General features: G+C 62.7%; 23 protein-coding genes and 1 tRNA gene. 14 read left to right on the top strand and 10 right to left on the bottom strand.

Annotated elements, in window-relative coordinates; translation table 11 throughout:
* Positions 1-11 precede the first annotated feature (11 nt).
* The 6 genes from AC1ECK_RS03425 (at position 12) to AC1ECK_RS03400 (ending at position 4,825) form a co-directional block, all read left to right on the top strand.
* Positions 12-425 carry a hypothetical protein gene (locus AC1ECK_RS03425; RefSeq protein ID WP_480315876.1) on the top strand — a complete coding sequence of 138 codons (414 nt, stop codon included), beginning with the start codon at positions 12-14 and terminating at the stop codon, positions 423-425.
* A 49-nt stretch (positions 426-474) separates the two neighbouring features.
* Complete coding sequence (gene cadR, locus AC1ECK_RS03420; RefSeq protein ID WP_480315874.1) at positions 475-906, top strand: Cd(II)/Pb(II)-responsive transcriptional regulator; 432 nt, start codon at positions 475-477, stop codon at positions 904-906.
* 95 nt (positions 907-1,001) lie between these two features.
* Complete coding sequence (locus AC1ECK_RS03415) at positions 1,002-1,187, top strand: hypothetical protein (protein ID WP_480315872.1); 186 nt, start codon at positions 1,002-1,004, stop codon at positions 1,185-1,187.
* 21 nt (positions 1,188-1,208) lie between these two features.
* Positions 1,209-2,621 (top strand): ATP-dependent RNA helicase DbpA, encoded by a 1,413-nt coding sequence (gene dbpA, locus AC1ECK_RS03410; protein ID WP_480315870.1) that lies wholly within the window; start codon positions 1,209-1,211, stop codon positions 2,619-2,621.
* A gap of 190 nt (positions 2,622-2,811) precedes the next feature.
* On the top strand, positions 2,812-3,966 hold the full coding sequence (locus AC1ECK_RS03405; RefSeq protein ID WP_480315868.1) for a methionine aminotransferase: 1,155 nt from the start codon (positions 2,812-2,814) through the stop codon (positions 3,964-3,966).
* A gap of 76 nt (positions 3,967-4,042) precedes the next feature.
* Entirely contained in the window at positions 4,043-4,825 is a 783-nt protein-coding gene (locus tag AC1ECK_RS03400) for an ABC transporter substrate-binding protein (RefSeq protein WP_480316461.1), read from the top strand.
* A gap of 6 nt (positions 4,826-4,831) precedes the next feature.
* Here the strand turns inward: AC1ECK_RS03400 and AC1ECK_RS03395 are convergent, their stop codons facing one another.
* The 6 genes from AC1ECK_RS03395 to AC1ECK_RS03370 form a co-directional block, all read right to left on the bottom strand.
* The gene (locus AC1ECK_RS03395) at positions 4,832-6,181 is read right to left on the bottom strand and encodes an FAD-dependent oxidoreductase (RefSeq protein ID WP_480315866.1); all 1,350 of its coding nucleotides are present in this window, start codon (positions 6,179-6,181) and stop codon (positions 4,832-4,834) included.
* A complete protein-coding gene (locus tag AC1ECK_RS03390) occupies positions 6,178-6,837 on the bottom strand; it encodes a PadR family transcriptional regulator (RefSeq protein ID WP_480315864.1) in 660 nt (219 codons plus the stop codon). The genes AC1ECK_RS03395 and AC1ECK_RS03390 overlap by 4 nt, the downstream gene beginning before the upstream one ends.
* Before the next feature lie 83 nt (positions 6,838-6,920).
* Positions 6,921-7,334 carry a DUF2471 domain-containing protein gene (locus tag AC1ECK_RS03385; protein ID WP_480315861.1) on the bottom strand — a complete coding sequence of 138 codons (414 nt, stop codon included), beginning with the start codon at positions 7,332-7,334 and terminating at the stop codon, positions 6,921-6,923.
* 38 nt (positions 7,335-7,372) lie between these two features.
* Positions 7,373-7,654 carry a CppA family protein gene (locus tag AC1ECK_RS03380; protein ID WP_480315859.1) on the bottom strand — a complete coding sequence of 94 codons (282 nt, stop codon included), beginning with the start codon at positions 7,652-7,654 and terminating at the stop codon, positions 7,373-7,375.
* A 497-nt stretch (positions 7,655-8,151) separates the two neighbouring features.
* Entirely contained in the window at positions 8,152-9,114 is a 963-nt protein-coding gene (locus tag AC1ECK_RS03375) for a hypothetical protein (RefSeq protein ID WP_480315857.1), read from the bottom strand.
* A 171-nt stretch (positions 9,115-9,285) separates the two neighbouring features.
* Positions 9,286-9,361: transfer RNA gene (locus tag AC1ECK_RS03370), tRNA-Lys, on the bottom strand.
* Positions 9,362-9,560: 199 nt separating this feature from the next.
* On the opposite strand from AC1ECK_RS03370, the gene AC1ECK_RS03365 reads away from it, so the two are divergent.
* Positions 9,561-9,965: a PaaI family thioesterase gene (locus tag AC1ECK_RS03365; RefSeq protein ID WP_074263033.1), complete on the top strand. Its 405-nt coding sequence runs from the start codon at positions 9,561-9,563 to the stop codon at positions 9,963-9,965.
* 33 nt (positions 9,966-9,998) lie between these two features.
* Positions 9,999-10,865 (top strand): patatin-like phospholipase family protein, encoded by an 867-nt coding sequence (locus AC1ECK_RS03360; protein WP_480315854.1) that lies wholly within the window; start codon positions 9,999-10,001, stop codon positions 10,863-10,865.
* 64 nt (positions 10,866-10,929) lie between these two features.
* Here AC1ECK_RS03360 and AC1ECK_RS03355 read toward each other — a convergent pair whose 3' ends face one another.
* A complete protein-coding gene (locus AC1ECK_RS03355) occupies positions 10,930-11,943 on the bottom strand; it encodes a D-2-hydroxyacid dehydrogenase family protein (protein ID WP_480315852.1) in 1,014 nt (337 codons plus the stop codon).
* Between the two features lie 376 nt (positions 11,944-12,319).
* On the opposite strand from AC1ECK_RS03355, the gene AC1ECK_RS03350 reads away from it, so the two are divergent.
* Positions 12,320-14,176: a phosphoenolpyruvate carboxykinase (GTP) gene (locus AC1ECK_RS03350; RefSeq protein ID WP_480315850.1), complete on the top strand. Its 1,857-nt coding sequence runs from the start codon at positions 12,320-12,322 to the stop codon at positions 14,174-14,176.
* A 351-nt stretch (positions 14,177-14,527) separates the two neighbouring features.
* Complete coding sequence (locus AC1ECK_RS03345; protein ID WP_480315848.1) at positions 14,528-15,625, top strand: LysR family transcriptional regulator; 1,098 nt, start codon at positions 14,528-14,530, stop codon at positions 15,623-15,625.
* 159 nt (positions 15,626-15,784) lie between these two features.
* On the opposite strand, the gene AC1ECK_RS03340 is transcribed toward AC1ECK_RS03345, so the two are convergent.
* The 3 genes from AC1ECK_RS03340 to dprA all read right to left on the bottom strand — a co-directional run bounded on the left by AC1ECK_RS03340 (position 15,785) and on the right by dprA (position 20,315).
* Positions 15,785-18,445, bottom strand: a complete 2,661-nt coding sequence (locus AC1ECK_RS03340) for a DNA topoisomerase III (protein ID WP_480315846.1) — start codon at positions 18,443-18,445, stop codon at positions 15,785-15,787.
* A 228-nt stretch (positions 18,446-18,673) separates the two neighbouring features.
* Positions 18,674-19,051: a thioredoxin family protein gene (locus AC1ECK_RS03335; protein WP_480315844.1), complete on the bottom strand. Its 378-nt coding sequence runs from the start codon at positions 19,049-19,051 to the stop codon at positions 18,674-18,676.
* A 79-nt stretch (positions 19,052-19,130) separates the two neighbouring features.
* A complete protein-coding gene (gene dprA, locus AC1ECK_RS03330) occupies positions 19,131-20,315 on the bottom strand; it encodes a DNA-processing protein DprA (protein ID WP_480315842.1) in 1,185 nt (394 codons plus the stop codon).
* A 246-nt stretch (positions 20,316-20,561) separates the two neighbouring features.
* On the opposite strand from dprA, the gene def reads away from it, so the two are divergent.
* The 4 genes from def (at position 20,562) to htpX (ending at position 23,876) form a co-directional block, all read left to right on the top strand.
* A complete protein-coding gene (gene def / locus AC1ECK_RS03325) occupies positions 20,562-21,065 on the top strand; it encodes a peptide deformylase (RefSeq protein ID WP_480315840.1) in 504 nt (167 codons plus the stop codon).
* A 31-nt stretch (positions 21,066-21,096) separates the two neighbouring features.
* Positions 21,097-22,080 carry a methionyl-tRNA formyltransferase gene (gene fmt, locus AC1ECK_RS03320; RefSeq protein ID WP_480315838.1) on the top strand — a complete coding sequence of 328 codons (984 nt, stop codon included), beginning with the start codon at positions 21,097-21,099 and terminating at the stop codon, positions 22,078-22,080.
* A 179-nt stretch (positions 22,081-22,259) separates the two neighbouring features.
* On the top strand, positions 22,260-22,913 hold the full coding sequence (locus AC1ECK_RS03315) for a LysE family translocator (protein WP_480315836.1): 654 nt from the start codon (positions 22,260-22,262) through the stop codon (positions 22,911-22,913).
* Positions 22,914-23,018: 105 nt separating this feature from the next.
* Positions 23,019-23,876 (top strand): zinc metalloprotease HtpX, encoded by an 858-nt coding sequence (gene htpX / locus AC1ECK_RS03310; protein ID WP_480315834.1) that lies wholly within the window; start codon positions 23,019-23,021, stop codon positions 23,874-23,876.
* Positions 23,877-24,026: the final 150 nt, after the last annotated feature.

Here is a 24,026-nt window from a genome sequence, read left to right as displayed (position 1 = left end):
CAGGAGTCGGCGTGATCGTGGGCGTGGTTATGGCCGCCAGCGTGGTTGTGCTCGTGAGCGTCGGCGTGGTCATGGGCATGCTCATGCTTGTGTCCATCGGCGCGGCTATGCGCGTGTCCGCATCCAGCCCCTTTACCGTCGACCTCGTCGTGATTGTGCAAATGGGCATGCTCATCCCCCTCGACGACAGTGACATCCCCATCATGATCGTGCCCGCAGCTCCCGCCGGCGTGCGCGTGGTCATCGTGTTTCGCGTGCGCATGCGGTTGTGGCTGATGACCGGCATGACCATGTTCATGGTCGTCCGTACCCTTCAGAACCCGCTCCTGGTGGGCGTGAGCACACGATTCACCGGGTTCGTGACGGTGCGTTTCGGCGTGGCTGGCGTTAGGCATGGTGGCTTCCTGGCTAGATTTGTGGTCTAGTAAACACCTTGAAGCCACTACAAGGTCAAGGCCGCAATCGGGAGGCTCCATGAAAATCGGCGAACTCGCGAAGATTGCCCACTGCACCACGGAAACCATCCGCTTCTACGAAAAAGAGGGCCTGTTGCCCGAAGCGGACCGCACCGAAGCGAATTACCGCAGCTATACGGCGCGGCACGTCGAACGCCTGCGTTTCATCCGCAACTGCCGGGCGCTCGACATGACTCACGACGAGATCCGCGCCCTGCTGCGCCTGACCGACGCCCCGGCCGACGGCTGCGGCGCGATCAACGCGCTGATCGACGAGCACATTGCGCACGTCGATACGCGGATCGATGAGCTGAAGCAACTCAAGGCGCAATTGACGACGTTGCGTGAGCAATGTCAGGTCGAACAGGCCGTCGAGGATTGCGGCATCGTCCACGGGCTGACCGACATGGAAGTGAGCGCACCCCGTTCCCGGCACACCCATCTGGGTTGAGCGGGCTTCGCCCCGGTCGAACCTGCTGCCCTGCCGCACGCGCGATGCCTGCTGCAGGGCCGAACCAATCAACGCATCGAAGTTGGAGAATCAACGTGTTCAAGTGTAGAAACCAGTCCTGCGAAGCGCAGTGGGAGCAAGCGGACGTCGTCATCAAGAACGAGGGCCAGGGGCTCCTGTTCCGTTGTCCGCTGTGCGGCGCGCGCAATTACGTCGAGCGCTTCGACGCGGACGATGGCTCGGTGGTCTACGAGCAGATCGACGGCCGTCCTTTCCTGTAAGCCCACCCGAGCCCTCGACACATGAACAGTCCCACGACCGCCGCCGCGTCCCCAGGCACCTCGTTCAGCCTGCTGCCGCTGGCGCCGGCAATGCTCACCAATCTCACGCAACTCGGCTATCTCGACATGACGCCGATCCAGGCCGCGAGCCTGCCGATCGCGTTGGCCGGGCACGATCTGATTGCCCAGGCGAAAACCGGCAGCGGCAAGACCGCGGCGTTTTCGCTCGCGTTGCTGGCGCGCCTCGACGCGCGCAACTTCGACGTGCAGGCGATGGTGCTGTGCCCGACGCGCGAACTGGCCGATCAGGTCACCCAGGAAATCCGCCGCCTCGCGCGCGCCGAACAGAACATCAAGGTGCTGACGCTGTGCGGCGGCACGCCGATGCGTCCGCAGACCGCGAGCCTCGAACAAGGCGCCCATATCGTGGTCGGCACGCCGGGCCGCATCATGGATCACCTCGAGCGCGGCAGTCTCGCGCTGGGCGCGCTGAACACGCTGGTGCTAGACGAAGCCGACCGGATGCTGGATATGGGTTTCTTCGACGATATCGCCACCGTGGTCCGTCAATGTCCGAAGGAACGCCAGACGCTGCTGTTCTCCGCCACGTATCCGGACGGCATCGTCAAACTGAGCCAGCAGTTCCTGCGCAGTCCGAAGGAAGTGAAGCTCGAGGAGCGCCACGACGACAGCAAGATCCGGCAACGCTTCTATGAAGTGACGGAAGACGGGCGGCTGCACGCAGTCGGCCTGCTGCTGAATCACTACCGTCCGGTGAGCACGCTGGCGTTTTGCAATACCAAGCAGCAGTGCCGCGATCTGCTCGACGTGCTGCGCGCGCAGGGTTTTCATGCGCTCGCGCTGCACGGCGAACTCGATCAGCGCGAGCGCGATCAGGTGCTGATCCAGTTCGCGAACCGGAGTTGCTCGGTGCTGGTGGCGACGGACGTCGCAGCGCGCGGTCTGGACATCGCGCAACTCGAAGCGGTGATCAACGTCGACGTGACGCCTGATCCCGAGGTGCACGTGCACCGGATCGGCCGCACCGGCCGTGCCGATCAGGAGGGCTGGGCGCTGAGTCTCGCCAGCATGAACGAGATGGGCCGCGTCGGCAGTCTCGAACAGGCACAGGGGCGTGAGGTCGAATGGCATCCGCTCTCCGAGCTGACTTCGACCAGCAACGAACGCCTGCTGCCGCCGATGGAAACGCTCCAGATTCTTGGCGGCCGCAAAGAAAAGATCCGCCCCGGCGACGTGCTCGGCGCACTGACCGGCGAAGCGGGTTTCGCCGGCACGCAGATCGGCAAGATCAACGTGACCGAATTCTCGACGTACGTTGCCGTCGAGCGCAGCGTCGCCCGCGACGCACTGCGCAAGCTCAGCGCCGGCAAGGTGAAGGGCAAGAAGGTCAAAGTCCGCTTGATGGACGAGTAAACGTCATGACCGGCTGCGCTCGCCCGGGCATCCGCTTCGCGCGGCGCTCCGGTTGCCATGACGTAAACGCATGCCGCGCATGACAAACAATCGATTGTGACCGAGCACTGGCTGATGCCTAATCGTCAAACCGGCTGGAGCGCAAGGGACAACGCGCTCCGCTGCTTTGCCGTTAGACGGAGACAGCCCCATGCAGAGCGCCTTGCACGCCCGCTCAAAATTGCCTGATGTAGGCACGACGATTTTTACCGTGATCGGCCAGTTGGCCGCCCAATACGAAGCGCTGAACCTCTCGCAAGGTGCGCCGAACTTCTCGCCGGATCCGCAACTGGTGGACGGCGTCGCCGCCGCCATGCGCGCCGGACATAACCAGTACGCGCCGATGGCCGGCATCGCCGCGCTGCGCGAAGCGCTTGCCAGCAAGGTCGAGACGCTCTACGGCGTGCGCTATGACCCGGCTAGCGAAGTCACCGTGATCGCCAGCGCAAGCGAGGGGCTGTATTCGACGATCAGCGCGCTTGTGCATCCAGGCGACGAGGTGATCTACTTCGAGCCTTCCTTCGACAGCTACGCGCCGATCGTGCGCCTGCAAGGCGCAACGCCCGTTCCGATCAAACTGTCGCTGACGGATTTCCGGGTGAACTGGGACGAGGTCGCCGCGGCGATCACACCGAAGACCCGCATGATCATCGTCAACACGCCGCATAACCCGACGGCGACCGTGTTCAACGACGCTGACATCGAACGCCTGAAGACCGTCACCCGTAACACCGATATCGTGGTGCTGGCCGACGAGGTCTACGAGCACGTCGTGTTCGACGGCGCGCGGCATCAGAGCATGGCGTGCCACGCAGAACTGGCGGAGCGCAGCGTGATCGTGTCGTCGTTCGGCAAGTCGTATCACGTGACCGGGTGGCGCGTCGGCTATTGCCTCGCGCCCGCCGAGCTGATGGACGAGATCCGCAAGGTCCATCAGTTCATGGTGTTTTCCGCCGATACGCCGATGCAATACGCGTTCGTCGAAGCGCTCGCGAATCCGCAAACCTATCTCGGGTTGTCCGCGTTCTATCAACACAAGCGCGATTTGCTCACGGATGCGTTGCGCGACTCGCGCTTCGAATTGCTGCCGAGCGAAGGCAGCTTCTTCATGCTCGCGCGTTTTCGCGGCTTCTCCGACGAACGCGATAGCGACTTCGTCTTGCGCCTGATTCGCGATGCCCGCGTGGCGACGATTCCCCTGTCGGCGTTCTACGCCGACGGCACGGATTCCGGTCTGATCCGGCTGAGTTTTTCGAAGGACGATGCCACGCTGATCGAAGGTGCGCGACGCCTCTGTGCGATCTGACGAGCGCCGCTGCCGGTCGCCGGCATCGCGACCTACAGACTTGATATAACGTCGAATTCAAGGTGACGAATCCATGATGAAACTGCTGAAACCCCTGTTGGCGCTGGCATGCGCGCTGGCATCCGTATCCGCGTTTGCCGCCGATACCGGCACGCTGCGTTTCGGTCTCGAAGCGCAATATCCGCCGTTCGAATCGAAAGGGCCGAACGGTGACTTGCAAGGCCTCGATATCGATATTGGCAATGCCGTCTGCACGGCGGCGCACCTGAGCTGCAAGTGGGTCGAAACCTCATTCGACGGCTTGATCCCCGCGCTCGAGGGCCGCAAGTTCGACGCGATCAACTCGGCGATGAACGCCACCGAGAAGCGCAGGCAGGCGATCGATTTCACCAATGTGATTTATCGCGTGCCGACACAGTTGGTTGCAAGGAACGGCAGCGGCCTCGAACCGACGCCGGAATCGTTGAAGGGCAAGCGCGTGGGTGTGCTGCAGGCGTCGATTCAGGAAACGTACGCGAAAGTGCACTGGGAAGCCGCGGGCGTGAACGTCGTGTCATATCAGGATCAGAACCAGATCTACGCGGACCTCGGTGCAGGGCGGCTCGACGCGACGCTCGTGCTGGCGCCTTCCGCGCAAGGCGCGTTCCTGTCGAGGCCGGATGGCAAGGACTTCTCCTTTGCCGGTCAGCCGGTTCGTGACGACAAGATCCTCGGCAGCGGGATTGCGTTCGGATTGCGCAAAGGCGACACCGCGCTGCGTGAGCAGCTCAATGCGGCGATTGCCAAAGTGCAGGCCGACGGCACGGTGAAGACGCTCGCGCAAAAATACCTGGGCAACATCGACGTCACGCCGAAGTAGGGCGTATCAGTTGTTTTGTGCGACCTGATCGGCGCTGCGAAGCGCGTTTTCGGCGTTGATCAGGCGACGCTTGAGCAAGGGCACATTGTTCACCACGCGCAGGCCGGTGCGCATTGCGCCGAGCGCCATCCGTCCGACCACCGGACGATGCAGCGCACCGCGATCGTCGAACTGCTTGCGCGATTCCGCCACCGCGTGGAAGCCATAGCGGCGCATCTCGGCCTCGTATCCTGCGACGGCGTCGTATCCCGACAGCCTGCCTCTTTGCGCATCGCCTAGTCGCGCAGCCAGCAGCGCCGCGTCGCGCAAGGCCGTATTGGCGCCGACACCGCGGCCCGGCGTCATCAGATGCACGGCATCGCCGAGGACCGTCACGTTGGTGGTCGGCCACTCCTCGACCGGCAGCGATGTGCGGACATCGACACTAAAGGCCGTGCCCGGATCGGACGCGCGAATCAGCGCGCGCAGATTGGGATGCCAGCCGTCGGTGATTTCGGTGGCGAGGGCGAGCAACGCCGGCTGTCCAAGCGATTTCGGATCGGCCGGCAGATTGCGCAATGCGCCCCAAACGCCCCACATCAGATAGTCGCGACTGTTGTCGAACAGCAGACCCGGCCAGCGCGCGAGCAGACCGGCGTCGCTGCTGCCTATGCCTTCCTTCAGGCCTCGCGCACCCCACGGGAACTCCATGACATGAATGATCCCGCCGAAGCCTTTCGGCGCGTTGATCAGCGTGATGCCGTCCAGCACTTTGGGCGGCAGCAGCGCGCGCGATGCTTCGGTCATCGGCACCTTGGCCGCGATACTGACAATGCCGGTGTTTTCGAGCCGCGCCTCCGGCAGCAACTGCCGACGTACCTTCGAGCGCGCCCCATCTGCGCCGACTAGCAGGTCGGCAGTGGCGTGCGTGCCGTCGGCGAAATGCGCGGTGACGCTGCCGTCGGCGTGTTGTTCGTAGGCGGTGAAGGTCTTGTCGAAGTGCACGTGGTCTTCCAAACCCGTGAGCAAAACCTGCCGCAACGTCATCCGGCTGACCGATTTGCCGCCGCTCAGCGCTTCGTCGTCAATCGGCACGCACAGCAACTCAGTCAGGCGCTCCGTCAGGATATTGAAGTGGCCGGGCGTGCGCGCGCAGGTGGCGAGAAAGGTGGCGAACAGGTCGGGCGGCAGACAGGCCTTCAGCGCAGCAACGCCCTGATCGTTGATGCCGACGCGGTAGCCCTGCAGGCCGTCGACACGGGTGCGGTCGCGCTCGTAGACGGCGACATTGAGGCCGGCTTGCTTCAAACCGTGCGCGAGACACAGGCCACCGGTGCCGGCGCCGATGATCATGACGTTCAAGGGTTCGCGGCTCATGCTTGGGTTTCCTTCCTGGCGGTGGGCTTGACCGGCTTGTAGGCGAATGCATCGGAGGGGAGGGTGAAGCGTTTGGCAATCTCTTCGAGCCACTCCGGGCTCCATGTCAGCGTGCCGGCCTTCAGGTCGGCGACGACGCTGCTGACCCAGTCGCGCTCCACCACGAGCTGCGCGCGCACCAGTTCGCCTTCCAGCAGGAACAGGCGCGGGACGTCGATCGAGGTGGCTTCTTCGGTGGCGGCGTCGAAGCGCGCCAGTTCGCGGTCGAGTGCGCTAATGCGGGTTTCGAGTTGCCGGCGCACATCGTCGGGCGACAGCAGCGGCAGGAACGAGAGCGCGGCCGGGAACGCCGGGAATTCGCGCGCCGGTTGCGCAAGCTGCTCGCGTAGCCAAAGCCGGGCGGTATCGCGACCGGCTTCGGTGATTTCGTAGACCGTGCGCTCGGGGAACGCGCCGTCGCGCTCGGTTTCGCGGATCGCGATCAGGTCGCCGCGCAGCAGACGGTCGATGGTCTGGTAGAGGCTGTTGCGCTGGCCGACGTTGATTACCTCGTCCTTGCCGCGCGCCTTGATGAGCTGCTGCATCCGGTAGGGATGCAGCGGCGCTTCGGTGAGCATCGCGAGAACGGCAAGGGCGAGGGGCGAGTGACGGACCATGGCTTATGACTAGTGTGGATGTATCTAGTCATAATATAACTATCGCAATTCGGCTGGCAAGCAGACGTTTCTAATCCGATTCGTTAGTCCGAGTCCGATCCGCCGGCGTTGGTCGAGCCGGCCTGGAGCAGCGCGCGTACGGTTAGATAGACCACCGGCAGGTCATCGTCGTCACGACGCCAGTCAACCGGTTCGTCAAGATCTGCTCCGGAAGAAAGACGGCTGTCGCCAAACCGGACAAACATCTCCCGGACGTGCTCCTTGTGTCTCGCCCGGAAGCCGGGGTTCTCGAACACCTGTTCGTCGATCGTTTGCAGCGTGCGCCAGGTCGGCACCCGCCCCCCGATCGGGTAAGCGCGACGACCGCTATCGAGGTAGCGCCTTGCGACGGTGACGATGACCTGCTGGAGGTCGAGCGACGCGCTCCGGAGTGCGCGTTCGAGGGCAATGGGATCGATGTCGCGGACATCCGCATCGAAGGCCGTGGCGTTGATCATGGTCTTATCTTCCTTGGAGATCGGGGCGACGCATTGCGTTAAAGGTGATGTTTCGATGGAGCCGGGCTTCGCTGGGCGAGCAACTGGCGGATCTTGGCGAGGTGGCTATCGCCGACGGTGCAGTCCTCAATGGGCCGGATGCGCTGACGCGGCATAGGCGGGCGCACGCCCAGGTAGCGGCAGACCGCGGACAGGTACGGCTTGCCGTTGCCTCCCAGATGCCGCGCAGCGGCCGCCACGCGTGCATCGCCGGCATGCTTGCACAACCAGGCAAGCGTCTCGCGGTCATCGTCGTTCAAGATGCGGATAAGCTGGTTCATGGCCTGACTCCCACTGTATGAACATACATACTGTGAATTTATACAGTATTTTGGGGAGATGCAAGTGGGGCGTGAGGTTTGCGAAGAAGAGAGGGAGAAATAAACGGACGCCGCGTTCAGATGGCGGGTTGATGCGGGGCCGTGGTTGGCAGGGCGGCGAAAGGCTGCCCGCGTGAGAAAACTAGACCTTTCCCGCTGTTCAGACCGGCTGGCCAACTGTAGAAAAATGCGTTTGCAGGTTTTTGGTGGCGGCGGACGAACTGGTCATTCGCTCATCTATCTGACGCCTGAAACCTGTCGTAAAACGTGTAAGTCGCCTCGAAACCTAGGCTACAGCCATGCGGCCTACACTGACTTGGCCTCCTGCGAGAGGCGATTTCATGGACACACTCCTCTATCGGGCCCACCGTTCCAAGTGGGCCTTTTTTTATCTTGTGACGAGAAGGAGTTGGCCTGGGCGATGAGAACTCCCTGATCGTGCTTCGTGTAGCCTTTGCTTACCGGCGAAAATTGCCGCCGAATCCACTGCCGCTTAAAGCGCTGGCGCCGAATGTGCCCGCGCCGTTAGTAGACGAACCGAAAGCACTGGAGCCGAAGCTGGTGCCGCTGTCCGAGGCGTCGATCGAGTTGGGGTCCCGGTAGTTCCTCGGCGAATGAACGGCGACGGCGGCGTCATGTACTGCGGGAACCTTCTTGTTGTTCGAGTCCGGCGAAATCAATGGCGCCCCGCGACCATATACGTAGCCCTGATCCAATTGCAGCATGACGCCGATTCCAGGATTACAGCCGGTACCTACGGCGATGCTTTCGTAGCTAAACGCCCCCGCCGTGCTGATGCCTGTTCCGACCACGCCTCCAACATGCACAGCGTCGCACTGATTCGTCGCAAACAGGACGGTGCTGCTCGGGATCGCAACATCGATGAGCTCGGCCCCGCCGACGAGCACAGTCACCAGCTTGCCTGCGGCCAAGGTTCCGTTCTGCACGTTCCCGGTCTTTATAAAGTCGACCTGCAGCGCGAAGCCGGTTAGATGGCTTGCCTCCTGCTGCAGCGGGATTTTGTAGGGCGCTAGCCGCGGGCCGTCGTCGATTCCGGCAAAACTTCCGCCGCTGGCGGTGATGCGCATGCCGACGCCGGCGATATTGGTGGGATAGACGCCTGCGAAATCGGCAACGGGTGTCCCAGCCACTGCCAATCGCACTTCGCGCGCGTTCGACTTCCCGCTACAGACAAAAGGGATATCTTGCGGCGCCGCGACGTGGGCAGACCCGAGCGTGGCGCCTAGTGGCAGGTTCGGCGATACGGAAATATTCGTTGCTGGCAACGTGAGATCAAGCGGCAGATTGGCGCTGTTGGAGACGCAATCGGCATACGCGGACTGGACGCCGCCGACGCAAATGGCGGCGAGTACGGACAGGCATCGAAAAACTTGAAAACAAAGCCGGATGTGCGCTCGCATCTCTTTCACCTGGCAGCCGCCCGAGTTCTATTCTGGGGCGATTGTACGGATATCGAGCAAGGGAGACGACGCGGGGCTGCTTACCGAATCTCACAATTCGGGGCTTTGGCGGAAGGGGCGCAAGAAAACAAAAAGGGCTACAAACTTTCGTTTGTAGCCCTTCGAATTCTTTGGTGGGGCGTGAGTGACTCGAACACTCGACCTACGGATTAAGAGTCCGCTGCTCTACCAACTGAGCTAACGCCCCCAACAGACTGCGAATTATGAAGGAGTTTTCCGTCCTTGCCAAGCCCCCTTCGCAGATTTCTTAAAAAAACTTTGCCACCCCGACCTCCCGCCCCTGCCAGCGCCTCGCCGCCCCCAAAATCACGCAATTTCTACCGTCCCGGTATCATGTCGCCACACCACGCCGCGAGAAGCCTCATGCGGCTCAACGGGGACGAACGATGGATGACAAAGCGATTGCAGAGCTGCTCGACCGCGTGCTGGCGCCGTGGGTGCGCACGCTCGCGCTGACCCCGGTGAAGGTCGACGAAGAGAGCGCCACGATGCGGCTGCCGTTTTCCGGCGAACTGCGCCACTCGGGCGGCGTGATCTGCGGCCAGGTCTTCATGGCGGCGGCCGATACGGCGATGATCGTCGCCATCTCCGCAGCGCTCGACGGCTTCAAGCCGATGACCACCGTATCGCTGAACATCAGCTTCATGCGCGCGGTACGCAAAGGCGACGTGCTGATCACAGCGCGCGTGCTGCGGATGGGCCGCAACCTGGTATTCGGCGAAGTCGAATTGTTCGACGAGGACGGCAAGATGGCGGTCCACGCCACCACCACCTACGCACTGCTCTCGTAAGCGTCGCGCGTCGCATCCCAAGGGAAAGGAACAATGTTCGATCAGGTCGTATTCGCGGGCGGCGGCAATCGCTGCTGGTGGCAGGCGGGCTTCTGGGACATCGTGCAGCCGGAACTGAAGATCCGGCCGCGCGTGATTACCGGCATCTCGGCGGGCGCAGCCACTGCGTGCATGCTCTACACGCGCGATTCCGACTGGGTTATGCGCTATTACGAAGACGCGCTGCGCCACAACACCAGGAACGCCTATTGGGGCAATCTGCTGCGCGGCGAATCGGTGTTTCCTCACTATCGGATCTACCGCAAGGCGCTGCTCGACATCTACGGCGAGAAGTTCGCGGCGCTCGCGCAGGCGCCGGAAATCCGCATCGGTGTATCGCACCTGCCGCGCTGGCTCGGCGCACGCAGTGCGGTCGCGGCGGGGCTGATCGCGTACAACATCGAAAAGTACGTGCGCAAGACGCTGCATCCCACGCTCGGCCAGACGCTTGGTTTTCATCCGGAGTTCGTGCGTGCGCAGGATTGCGCGAGCGTCGAGGATCTCGCCGACCTGATCCTGCAATCGTCCTCGACGCCGCCGTTTACGCCGGTTCTGCGGCGCAACGGCCGGCCGGTGCTCGACGGCGGGATGGTCGACAACGTGCCGGTCGGCGCGCTCGACGAAACGCCCGGCAACGTGCTCGTGATGGTCACGCGTCTCTATCCGCGTCCGCAGATGTTCGTCGTGCCGCATGGCGCGCAGCAACGGCTGTATGTGCAGCCGTCGCGCAAGGTGCCGATTTCGAGCTGGGATTACACGAGTCCGTCGCAGATGCAGCACGCCTACAATCTCGGCCGCTCGGACGGTGAGCAGTTCCTGCAGCACATGCCGCAGTTGCTCGAAGCCGCCTTGCACGGCTGAGACGAAACGAGTGGGCTGCTGACCGATAAGCGGGAAGCGGCCTTGCGCAGCGCCGCCTCAACCCTTAGCGCCGCCGCCCGCCCTGCAACGCCTCGGGATTCGCCACACTCGACGTATCGCCACTGTCGAACGCCAGGATATTCCTGAACGCCGCGCCGAAATACAGCTCGTAGCTTTCGCGCTCCACATACCCAATGTGCGGCGTGCAAATCACGTTTTCCATCCGCAGCAGGCTGTAGCCCTGCAGAATCGGTTCGCTTTCGTAGACGTCGATTGCAACCATCCCCGGCCGGTTGCGCGCGAGCGCATTCACCAGCGCATTTTCTTCCAGCAGTTCGGCCCGGCTCGTGTTGACCAGCAGCGCGGTCGGCTTCATCCGCAGCAGGTCCTCCTGCTTGACGATGCCGCGCGTGTCGTCGTGCAGGCGCAGGTGCAAGGACAGCACATCGCTCTGTTCGAACAGCGCTTCGCGGCTTTCGGCCACGCTGTAACCGTCGGCGCGCGCCGCTTCGAGCGTACTGCCGCGCCCCCAGACCAGAACCTCCATGCCGAACGCTTTGCCATACCCCGCGACAAGGCGGCCGATCTTGCCGTAGCCCCAGATACCGAGGGTTTGACCACGCAACACCTGGCCCAGGCCGAAGTTCGGCGGCAGGGCGGAGGTCTTCAATCCCGACTGCTGCCAGGCCCCTTGCTTAAGGTTTGCCACGTATTGTGGAATGCGCCGCTGCGCCGCCATGATAAGAGCCCAGGTCAGTTCGGCCGGCGCGATCGGCGAGCCGCTGCCTTCCAGCACGGCGATGCCGCGTTCGGTACAGGCGGCCAGATCGATATGGCTCGACACCTTGCCTGTCTGGCTGATCATGCGCAGATGAGGGAGTTTGTCGAGCAGTTGCGAGTTGATGCGGGTGCGTTCGCGGATCAACACCAGCGCGTCGACTTCCGACAGACGGCTTGCAAGTTGCCCGAGACCACGGACGGTGTTGTTGAAGACCTTGACGTCGTGGTCGGCGAGCAGTTGAAAGCAGTCGAGCTTGCGGACGGCGTCCTGGTAATCGTCGAGGATGGCAATCTTCATAGTCTTGGTGTTTTGCGACGCACCATCACGGTGCGGAACGGAGTGTTAAGCTTACTGTCCCACCATGTGAGGTAAATCACATGCTGGTCTGGATGGATGTCTTATCGTAGAAAGTGCCACATAGATGGCATGACAACGCAAAGACAAGAGTTGAGAACGTTTTTAACAGTTTGTTGCGTGTCGATGCAAGCCGCTTTACAGACGGTTTCAGAGGGCTGCTTGCAGACGGCGCCGCGCAACAGGCTGGATGGCCCATCACGACCTGCACAATCGTGCGCCGGTTGGCCGGCGCGACTGGATTGACGCCTCTCGCAAGCAGCGTCGTTGGGCTCGTACCGTTTTTCTTTTTGCTTACAAACGAAACGGAGACAGCTCGATGAATCATCCCGCCTTTGCAGGACACCCGGCCATTGAGGCGCCTGGCTGGGTCAAAAATCGCAAACTGATCGACTGGGTGGAGCGCGTTGCCGCGTTGACCAAGCCAGATCAGATCGTCTGGTGCGACGGCTCGCAGGAAGAATATGACCGGCTGTGCGCGCAGATGGTCGCGGCCGGCACGCTGAGAAAGCTCAATCCAGCCAAACATCCGAATTCCTACCTGGCCTGGTCCGATCCCTCGGATGTCGCCCGTGTGGAAGACCGGACTTTCATTTGCTCGCAGCGTCGCGAGGATGCAGGCCCCACTAACAACTGGATCGCGCCCACGGAGATGCGTGCGACGCTCGACGGCCTGTTCGACGGTGCGATGCGCGGCCGCGCGATGTACGTGGTGCCGTTCTCGATGGGTCCGCTCGGTTCGCCGATCGCCCATATTGGCGTCGAGTTGAGCGACAGCCCGTACGTGGTCACCAACATGCGCATCATGACGCGCATGGGCCGCGAGGTGTACGACGTGCTCGGCGCCGACGGCGACTTCGTACCGTGCGTGCATTCGGTGGGCGCACCGCTCGCCGAGGGGGCGCAAGACGTGCCGTGGCCATGCAACGACACTAAATACATCGTGCATTTCCCCGAGCAACGTGAAATCTGGAGCTACGGTTCCGGTTACGGCGGCAACGCGCTGCTCGGCAAGAAGTGCTTCGCGCTGCGCATCGCGTCAACAATGGGCCGTGCCGAAGGCTGGCTTGCCGAACACATGCTGATTCTCAGCGTGACCTCGCCGCAAGGGCGCAAGCACCACGTCGCGGCGGCGTTTCCGTCCGCGTGCGGCAAGACCAACTTCGCGATGCTGATTCCGCCGGAGGGCCTGAACGGTTGGAAAATCTCGACGATCGGCGACGACATCGCCTGGATCAAGCCTGGCAAGGATGGCCGCCTCTACGCTATCAATCCGGAGGCCGGCTACTTCGGCGTTGCGCCGGGCACCAGCAAGAAGACGAACTTCAACGCAATGGCCACGCTCAAGGAAAACGTCATCTTCACCAATGTGGCGCTGACCGACGACGGCGACGTCTGGTGGGAGGGCATGACCGACGCGGCGCCTGCCCATTTGACCGACTGGCAAGGCAAGGACTGGACGCCGGCCATCGCGAAGGAAACCGGCCGCAAGGCGGCCCATCCGAACGCACGCTTTACAGCGCCGGCGTCGCAATGTCCGTCGATCGATGCGGATTGGGAAAATCCGGCCGGCGTGCCGCTCGATGCGTTTATCTTCGGCGGCCGCCGCTCGACCACGGTGCCGCTCGTCACCGAGGCGCGCAACTGGGTCGAAGGGGTCTACATGGCGGCGACCATGGGCTCGGAGACCACCGCCGCGGCGGCCGGCCAGCAGGGCGTGGTGCGGCGCGACCCGTTCGCGATGCTGCCGTTCTGCGGCTACAACATGAGCGATTACTTTGCTCACTGGCTGAAAACCGGGGAGCGGCTCGAGCAACTGAACGCCAGGCTGCCGAAGATCTTCTGTGTGAACTGGTTTCGCAAAGGCGCGGACGGCAAGTTCGTCTGGCCGGGCTTTGGCGAAAACATGCGCATACTGAGCTGGATGGTGGGCCGTATCGAAGGCGTGGCCCAAGGCGAAGAGCATGCCTTTGGCATCTCGCCGCATTACGAGGATATCGATTGGAGCGGTCTCGACTTCACCAAGGCACAGTTCGACCAGGTGATCTCCGTCGACGATGCGGCTTGGCGCGCGGAGCTTGCTTTGCATGCGGAGCTGTTCGACACACTGCAGCACAACCTGCCGCCGGCCCTGCGCGATGCCAAAACGGCACTTGAGGGGCGGCTCACAAGCTAGTCACGTGAGTACTCACTCTGCATTAAAGACCGCCTTCGGGCGGTTTTTTTGTGTTGTTTTGTATTTTCGAAGTGGGCTGCTGATTTTCAGGTCTATCTTCAGACGTTATTGCATAGTGCTCGCTGTTCCAACAATAAACACAGTGCAAGCTGCGCTGCAGCATATTGTTTCCTTAACCGGAACAATAGACCCGCATGTACAGCACTAGAGAGTACGGTGATATGAAACCTAATAAAAAACCGCCTTCTTGAGCAACTTCTGCACGATTTATCGAGTCGTAGGAGAATTCCAAGTTCGCTTCACTGGCCAAACTGGTTTGTCAGGAAGCTGGAACACGGCAGGAGTTGTCTCATGGATCATTTGCAGTCGATGCGAGTATTCGTCAAAGTGGCGGATCTCGGCAGTTTTGCCCGCGCGGCCAGCGCAATGGATATTTCAAACGCAGTGGCCACCCGCCATGTAGCCGATCTCGAAGGCCGTCTCGGCACCCGTCTGCTCAACCGCACAACCCGAAGCCTTTCGCTGACCGAATCAGGCCAGGTTTATCTGGAACGCGCCCGCCAGATTCTCGACGAACTGGAAGACGTCGAGCAGATGGTGGTGGCGCGCAATCACGAACCCGTCGGCACCTTGCGGATTGTCGCGCCTGTGGTGTTTGGACTGCACAATCTGGCGCCGGTGCTGCAAACCTACGCCGAGCGCTACCCGAAAGTCATTCCCGATGTCACGCTGGTCGACCGCCAGGTCGATCTGGTCGAAGAAGGTTTCGATGTGGGCGTGGTGATTGCGCGGCAGATGCGCAGCGCGAGCATCGTCACGCGGCGTCTGACCACAGGTTGCATGACCGTGTGCGCGACGCCGGCCTATCTGGAGAAGCACGGCACACCGACGCGTCCTGAGCACCTGCTCGAGCATCCGTGCCTGTCGCTGCCGTCCGAGTACTGGGGCGACGAGCGGGTCTTCACGGGTCCGGAAGGCGAAGTGCGGGTGCGCCCCACCAATGTGATCGTCGCTAACAACACGGAAATGCTGCGTCAGTTTGCGCTGCTGGGCATGGGTATCGCGATTCTTCCGAGCTACCTGATTGGCCGCGACATGACGCGTGGCCGTCTGGTGCGTCTGCTGGGTGAATACCGCCTGCCGCAGGTCGAGATCAACATCGCGTATCCGAGCCGCCGTCACCTGCCGGCCAAGGTGCGCACGTTTATCGACCATCTGGTCGAGCATTTCAGCCAGACGCCGAATAGCCTGCTCGGCGAACAGTGGATCAAGGACGGCCAGGGGCGTCCTGCCTTGATGTCGAACCTGGATTCGTCGGAGATCATGCCGCCGGAAGCGTTCGACGGTGCTGAGCCCCTGTCGCGTCTGCTCGATAGCGAACTTTCGCCGAAGCTGCCGGCCAAGACGCCGTCTTCGCGGGCCCGGACGGCGGCGTTGTCGCCGCTGTGACGCTGTGAAATGAGATAGGGATCAGGCGGCGGTTCGCGCCGCCTGATAGCAAAAAGGCACAGCCGCCTGATAGGGGCTGTGCCTTTTTGCTTTTGGCGTGCGCGGTAGAGGTTGCCGCGCTTTTGGGGCGTGCGTTAGACGAGCTTGAGAGATTGCCTACTACGAGCCCGTCTTGCGCACAGCAGCCTTCTTGGCCGGCGCTTTCTTGGCCGCTGCCGTCTTCGTAGCCGGAGCCTTCTTCGCTGCGACCTTTTTCGCTGCCACCTTCTTTGCCGGCACAGCCTCTGCCGACGCGCCGTCTTCGTCGTCCGTATCCGGCGCGGCTTTGGCCGCCGTTGTTTTGGCAGCGGTTTTCGCCGACGGCTCCTTCTTCTCGAACTCGAAGCCGATCTTCCCGTCATTCTGCTTGACGAGGAACGCCTTGAAGTTGCGGCCGGTGCGGGACGATTTGAAGTTCGTCAGCAGATCGGTGCGTCCTTCTTCGAGCAGCTTGCCCATCTGCTCGCGCGTGATTTCCTGCTGGAGAATCACCTTGCCCGAGCGGAAGTCGCAGGTCTTCGGATTGGCGACCGAGTTCTCGCAGACATAGCTCATGCCGTGCTCGAACACGCGCGCCTTGCACTTCGGGCAGGCACCCACCGGATGCTGTTCGGAGAAGTCAGGTGCCTCGCCGTCTTCGCCGCCCGAATCCTGGCCAAAGTCGAACTCGAGCTTGTAGTTCTTGATCTCGTCGTCGAGCGACAGCTTCAGGATTGCCGAGAACGGCCGGCCCATCTTGCTGCGGAAGCCCGACAGCGGTCCGATGGTCTTGTTCTTGAGCAACTCTTCCACTTCCTCGATTTCGAACTGCCGGCCGCCCGGAATCTTCGAGATCGAGAACTCGCACTTCGAACATGCAAAGCGGCGATAGTTTTCCTTCACCTGACCGCCGCAATTCGGACACGGCGTGTGCAGCGTCGCGTAATCGCCGGGGATCGTGTCCGAATCGTATTCCTTCGCGCGCTTGACGATGGTCTGCGTCATGCGGGCGATTTCCTGCATGAACGCGTCGCGGTGCAGGTTGCCGCGCTCCATCTGCGACAGCTTGTATTCCCATTCGCCGGTCAGCTCAGGCGCGGTTAATTCCTTGACGTCGAGGCCACGCAACAGCGTCATCAACTGGAACGCCTTGGCGGTTGGAATCAGGTCGCGGCCTTCGCGAATCAGATACTTTTCGCCAAGCAACCCTTCGATGATCGCGGCGCGCGTAGCCGGTGTACCGAGGCCCTTGGCAGCCATCGCCTCGCGCAGTTCGTCGTCTTCGACCAGCTTGCCCGCGCCTTCCATGGCTGACAGCAAGGTCGCTTCGTTGTAGCGGGCCGGCGGCTTGGTGACCAGTTGCTGGGCCGCGATCTTGTCGGTCTTGACCTTCTCGTCTTTCTGCACCGGCACGAGGTTGGCGTCTTCGCCGCTGATTTCCCGGCCATAGACCTGCAGCCAGCCGGGCTCGACCAGCACCTTGCCTTCGGTCTTGAAGTGATGGCCGACCACTTCCGTGATCCGCGTCGTCACCCGGTATTCGGCAGCGGGGAAGAACACCGACAGGAAGCGCTTCACGACCAGGTCGTAGAGCTTCTGTTCCGGCTCGGACAGGTTCTTCGGCGCCTGCAGCGTCGGGATGATTGCGAAGTGGTCGCTGATCTTCGAGTTGTCGAAGATGCGCTTGTTCGGCTTCACCCAACCCTTGTCGAGCACCTGCTTGGCGAACGGCAGGTAGTTGTTGCTTTCCTTGAGCATGCCAAGCGTCTGCTTGACCGTCTCCATATAGTCTTCCGGAAGCGCACGCGCGTCGGTACGCGGGTACGTCAGCACCTTGTGCCTTTCGTACAGCGCCTGAGCCAGACCCAGCGTGTTCTTCGCGGAGAAGCCGAAGCGGCCGTTTGCCTCGCGCTGCAGGCTGGTAAGGTCGAACAGCGCCGGCGAGAGTTGCGTCGTCGGCTTGGACTCTTCCGTCACCGTGCCGATCTGGCCGCGGCAAGCCGCGACGATCGTTTCGGCGGCGGGCAGGGCCCACAGGCGCGAATCGCGCTTTTCCGGGTCGAACTCGTCGCGCTTGAACTTCGGGTCGAACCAGCGGCCTTCGTAGAAGCCCGCTGCGCAGACGAATTCCGCCTTCACTTCCCAATAGTCGCGCGGCACGAAGCGGCGAATCTTTTCTTCGCGCTCCACCACGATCGACAGCGTCGGCGTCTGCACCCGGCCAACCGTGGTCAGGAAGAAGCCGCCGCCCTTGCTGTTGAACGCCGTCATGGCGCGCGTGCCGTTGATGCCGACCAGCCAGTCGGCCTCCGAGCGGCAGCGCGCGGCGTCGGCGAGCGGCTGCATTTCCTCGTCGCTGCGCAGACGGGCAAAGCCGTCGCGGATCGCGGCGGGCGTCATCGATTGCAGCCACAGGCGCTGGACCGGCTGTTTGGCTTTCGCGTGCTGCGCGATCAGGCGGAAAATCAGCTCGCCTTCGCGCCCCGCGTCACATGCGTTGATCAGGCGCTCGACGTCTTTCCGCTTGAGCAGTTTGGTCAGCACCTTGAGACGCGATTCGCTTTTTGCAATCGGGTTCAGGTCGAAATGCGGGGGGATGACGGGCAGATTGGCGAAACTCCACTTGCCGCGCTTGACTTCGTATTCTTCGGGCGCGGCGATTTCCAGCAAGTGGCCGACTGCCGAGGAAAGGACGTAATCGTCACTTTCGTAGTATTCGTCATGCTTGGTAAAACCGCCCAAAGCCCGCGCGATGTCGTTCGCGACGGAAGGCTTTTCGGCGATGATCAGTGCTTTGGACATGACTGGATATGAGTTGGTAGATCCGGGTTTAGGCCTTGGGTTTGCGACCCCTAGGTTTGCGACCCATTAACGACCGCTTTATAGCACACGGCGCCGTGGGGACGTGTCAAGTGCCATAAAAAGCGGCTCATCATAATTGCGTGTCGATATATGCAGCAAGCGGCGGCGGACGCGTTGCAGTCTATGCGCAACGCCTGTGCCGCTGGCCTGCCGGTCAAAATAAGGGCTTCAGGCGACGGCCAGAGCCGGCCTTAACTTGGGCGCGCCGGTCACGCCGGGTAGCGCGGTCAGATCGGCCAGCATCCGTTCGACGATGGCCGCCTGCGGCAGTACGGTGCCGAAAAAGCGGGTGGTCACGCTGTCTTCGATCAGGATCGTAGGAAAATTTTCTACGTCCAGGTCGTCGAAGCGATCAGCGTGGGTTTCGATATCGATCCAGGCGAAACAGATTTCCGGATGCTTGTCCGCCAGGCGGTTGAAAGCATCCCGATATTCCCGGCAGGTTCCGCACCATTCCGCGCACAGACAGGCCACGAACAGTGTGTTGTGGTCGTTGACGCGCTCTGCGATCCGGTCTTGGTCGGTGTCGAGGTTCAGCGCGGGCATGTGGGTTCCTTGCGTACTGTGTTGGGTGCTCTTTGGCGCGAATGTAGCATGGCGCGCAGGGTGCCGTGATTGACCATGCTCAGCCGTGACTCGCGCGGGCAAAGCGGCCGCCCGGCAGAACCGTCACATGACCGGCCAGTTCGAGTTGCAGCAGCGTGCTTTGTAACGCCGCGTCCTGCATGTCGGTGCGGGCGGCAAGAATTTCAAGCGTGGCCGGGGCGTGGCCGAGGGCGGCAAGCAGCTTTTGCGCTTCGGGCGCGAGTTCCGGCTCGCTGGCCGCAGGCCCGGACCTATGCACTGGCGCCGGCGTGGGACGTGGCGGCACGCCGTTCCACAACGTGGCGCCGGCGGCCCCGGCAGCCGGCGGCGCGACGAAGCCTAGCTCTTCCAGTATTTCCTCGGGCGTTTCGACCAGCCTGGCACCTTGTTTGAGCATCCTGTGACAGCCACGCGACAGCGGCGCATGGATTGAGCCGGGCAGAGCGAACACATCTCGCCCCATTTCGTTGGCGAGGCGCGCGGTGATCAGCGAACCGGAGCGCATCGCCGCCTCGACGATCAGCACTCCGCCGACCAGCCCGGCAATCAGCCGGTTGCGCTGCGGGAAGTTGGCGGCGCGTGCGGGCGTGCCGAGCGGCCATTCCGAGACGATCGCGCCCTCGGCCGCGATCTGCCGTGCAAGCAGTTGATGGGCGGACGGGTAGACGAGGTCGGCACCGGTGCCGATCACCGCGATCGTGCCGCCGCGGCCGCTCAGCGCACCGCGGTGCGCAGCGCCGTCGATGCCGAGAGCGAGCCCTGAGACAACCGCTAGTCCTGCGGCCGAGAGTGCGCGGGCGAACCGTTCGGCATCTTCGACACCTTGCGGCGTGGCGCTGCGGCTGCCGACCACAGCGACGCCGTTGGCATGCAACAGGTCCAGTCTGCCCTTTATATATAAGAGCGCGGGTGGATCGGGCATGGTCAGCAGGGCGGGCGGATAGGCCGGATCGTCAAGCGTCACGATAGTGTTGCCGGGCAGTTCGCGCCAGGCGAACACGGCGTCCAGATAGCCTGCAAACCCGGCGCCGGGCGGGGCGAGCGCTGCGCGGGCGGAGGCCTCATCTGTGGTGGAGGCGAGCAGCGCAAACGGCTGCTCAAGTATCGCTGCCGGCAGGCCGAACGCGTCGAGCATGGCGCGCAGCGCGCCGGGCCTTAGCCCCGGCGCCATCGAAAGGCGCAGCCAGGCGGCAAGTTCGTCATCGGTTGTGGGTAGGGTCTGCATTACGTATCCATCCTTGAGCACGGCCAGCGGGCAGGCGGGCGCCATGCTAAAATTTTCATCATCCGAAATAACTGCAGCGCCGCGCCCACCCGCGCGGGCTTGTCGTTTGCGCAAAATCGGCGCGTTGAATCGAACCGGTTCGACACCACCTATCCTCTGCGTAACGCGACTGCCCGACAAGCTGGCCGGATGGCCAATGCGCGACTTTCCACCCCGTGCGCGGCGCCTAAAATCAACTTCAAGATCATGGCTTTACTGAATATCCTCAACTACCCGGACAAACGGCTGCACAAGATCGCCAAGCCGGTCGAAGTGGTCGACGAGCGCATCCGCAAGCTGGTCGCGGACATGGCCGAGACGATGTACGCTGCACCCGGCGTGGGCCTCGCGGCCACCCAGGTCGACGTGCATGAGCGCGTCGTGGTGATCGACGTGTCGGACGCGCACGACGAACTGCATGCGTTCATCAATCCCGAGATCATCTGGTCGAGTGACGAAAAGAAGATCAACGAAGAGGGTTGCCTGTCGGTGCCCGGCATTTACGACAACGTCGAGCGCGCCGAAAAAGTGCGCGTGCGCGCACTCAACGAAAAGGGCGAAACCTTCGAGCTCGACTGTGAAGGCCTGCTCGCGGTGTGTATACAGCACGAAATGGATCACCTGATGGGCCGCGTGTTCGTCGAATACCTGTCGCCGCTCAAGCAGACGCGCATCAAGAGCAAGATGAAGAAGCTCGCACACGCGATGTAATGCGCGTCCATTCCGACTACCGCCCCCGTACATGAGTCATTCGTTGCGCGTCATCTTTGCCGGTACGCCGGAATTCGCCGCCGCGGCGCTGGCGGCTATTCACAAGGCCGGTTTCCCGGTGCCGCTCGTGCTGACGCAGCCCGATCGCCCGGCCGGCCGCGGCATGAAGCTGCAGGCCAGCCCGGTCAAGCGTTACGCCGAAGAGCAAGGCCTTACCGTCGCCCAGCCGCCTTCGCTGCGCCGTAGCGGCAAATACCCGGCCGAAGCGACGGCTGCGATCGACTTACTGCGCGCCACTCCGCACGACGTCATGGTGGTCGCCGCCTACGGCTTGCTGTTGCCGCAGGAAGTGCTCGATATCGCGCCGCACGGCTGCATCAACATTCACGCATCGTTGCTGCCGCGCTGGCGCGGCGCCGCGCCGATCCACCGCGCTATCGAAGCCGGCGATACGGAAACCGGCATCACGCTGATGCAGATGGACGTGGGCCTCGACACGGGCGCGATGATCTCCGAAGCACGCACGCCGATTCATGCCGACGACACCACCGCCACGCTGCACGACCGTCTGGCCGAAGCCGGTGCGCGCCTGATCGTCGAGGCGCTGGTGAACCTCGAGCGCAACGGCAAGCTCGACGCGACTCCGCAGCCGGCGGAGGGCTTCACCTACGCCGAGAAAATCGGCAAGCACGAAGCGGCGCTCGACTGGCGGCGTCCTGCTGCCGTGCTGGCGCGTCAGGTGCGTGCGTTCGACCCGTTCCCGGGCGGCGTGGCGACGCTCGACGGCACTGCGCTGAAAATCTGGTCGGCCGTGCCCGTAGAGGCGCAGGGTCATGTGGAACCAGGCACGATCGTCGACGTCTCCCCCGAAGGCGTGGTCGTGGCTTGCGGCGAAGGTGCGCTCTGTCTCACGCAGCTGCAAAAGCCCGGCGGCAAGCGCTTGCCGGTGCGCGAATTCCTGGCCGGCTCGACGCTTGCCGCAGGGCAGCGTTTCCTCTTGGCTGAAGCACAGTAACAGGCGTGGCAGCGTGCTTGCCATAGGCCGTTTGGCTGACTCACGCCGCATGCCGGAGCGCGTTAGAATCGCTCGTGCTGCGTGCAAACTTGCGGGCGCCCGCCAATCCGTCGCATTGCGCGGAACCCCGGCCGGCCAGGAAATCTTGGGGCGCAGCGGCGTTTTCTTGTGAGGATTCGATGTTCGGTATCACCCATTTCGGATTTTTCGTCGTCGCCGTTTTCCTGCTCAACGTTACGCCGGGACCGGATACGGCGTATATCGTCGGGCGCAGCGTTGCACAAGGACGTGGCGCTGGCCTGATGTCGGCGCTGGGCATTTCCGCTGGCTGCTGCGTGCATTCGCTTGCTTGTGCGTTCGGTTTGACCGCGCTGCTCGCTGCCTCGGCAACCGCGTTCACCGTCATCAAGTTTGTTGGCGCGCTCTACCTGATGTATCTCGGCGCGCGGCTGATTTTCGCCAAACCGGCGGCTGCAGCCGACGCAGCAGCGAGCGCGGCAACGCCGCGCGTCGCCGGCGCGCCGAAGTCGTTGCGCCAACTGTTTTTGCAGGGCTTCTGGACCAACGTGCTGAACCCGAAAGTGGTGCTGTTCTTCGTGTCCTTTTTCCCGCAGTTCGTCACCGCGGGCAGCGATCACAAGACCCTGGCCTTCCTGACGCTCGGCGCCGTGTTCGTGCTCATGAGCATGGTGTGGAACAGCTTCGTCGCGTACATCGCGGGCAGCGTCACGCAGCGTTTTTCCGGCAAGCCGGGCATCAAGCGGTGGCTGGATCGCGGCGTCGGCAGCGCATTCGTTGGACTTGGCGTCAAGCTCGCCACGGCATCGCGGTGATTGAATTTTCCTTGCTCGCCCATATCTAACAAAACTCTTACAGTCAGATCCCGCCATCAGGCGGTACAGGATATGAACCCGCATTCGGGGCAAGGAGTGGTGAACATGTTTAACTGGGTCAAAACCGCGATGTTGATGGCCGCGATCACGGCCCTCTTCATCGTCATCGGCGGCATGATCGGCGGCTCGCGCGGCATGATGATCGCGCTGTTGATCGCGCTCGGCATGAACTTCTTCTCGTACTGGTTTTCGGACAAGATGGTCCTGCGCATGTACAACGCGCAGGAAGTCGACGAGAGCAGCGCGCCGCAGTTTTACCGGATGGTGCGCGAGCTGGCTACGCGCGCCAATCTGCCTATGCCGCGCGTCTACCTGATCAACGAAGATGCGCCTAACGCGTTCGCTACAGGCCGCAATCCGGAAAATGCGGCGGTAGCGGCGACCACCGGCATCCTGCGCGTGCTGTCCGAGCGCGAGATGCGCGGCGTGATGGCGCACGAACTCGCGCACGTGAAGCATCGCGACATTCTGATCTCGACCGTCTCCGCCACGATGGCCGGTGCGATCTCGGCACTGGCGAACTTCGCGATGTTCTTCGGCGGCCGCGACGAGAACGGCCGCCCGGCGAATCCGATCGCGAGCATTGCGGTCGCGTTGCTCGCACCGATCGCCGGCGCGCTGATCCAGATGGCAATCTCCCGTGCGCGCGAGTTCGAAGCCGACCGCGGCGGCGCGCAGATCTCCGGCGACCCGCAGGCGTTGGCGTCGGCGCTCGACAAGATCCATCGCTATGCCAGCGGCATTCCGTTCCCGGCGGCGGAAGCGCACCCGGCAACGGCACAGATGATGATCATGAATCCGCTTGCGAGCGGCGGCATCGCGAATCTGTTTTCGACTCACCCTGCCACCGAGGAGCGCATCGCGCGGCTCATGGAAATGGCGCGCACCGGGCGCTTCGAGTAAGCCGCTTCGCCGGCCGTTGTGCCGGTGCGTCCTGGCCGTGTCCCGGCGTGGTCCCACTGCGCTGCGACGTTTGCCAGGCATTTGCCACTTAGTGGTCGAGTAGGGCGGGCTCCACCGGGGCTCGCCCTTTTTGCTGGCGAGGCGAGTCTG

This window comes from Paraburkholderia sp. SSBN10T, from assembly GCF_056619545.1.
Note: the sequence above shows the minus strand (reverse complement) of the source record. Positions and strands in the feature narration are given on the sequence as shown.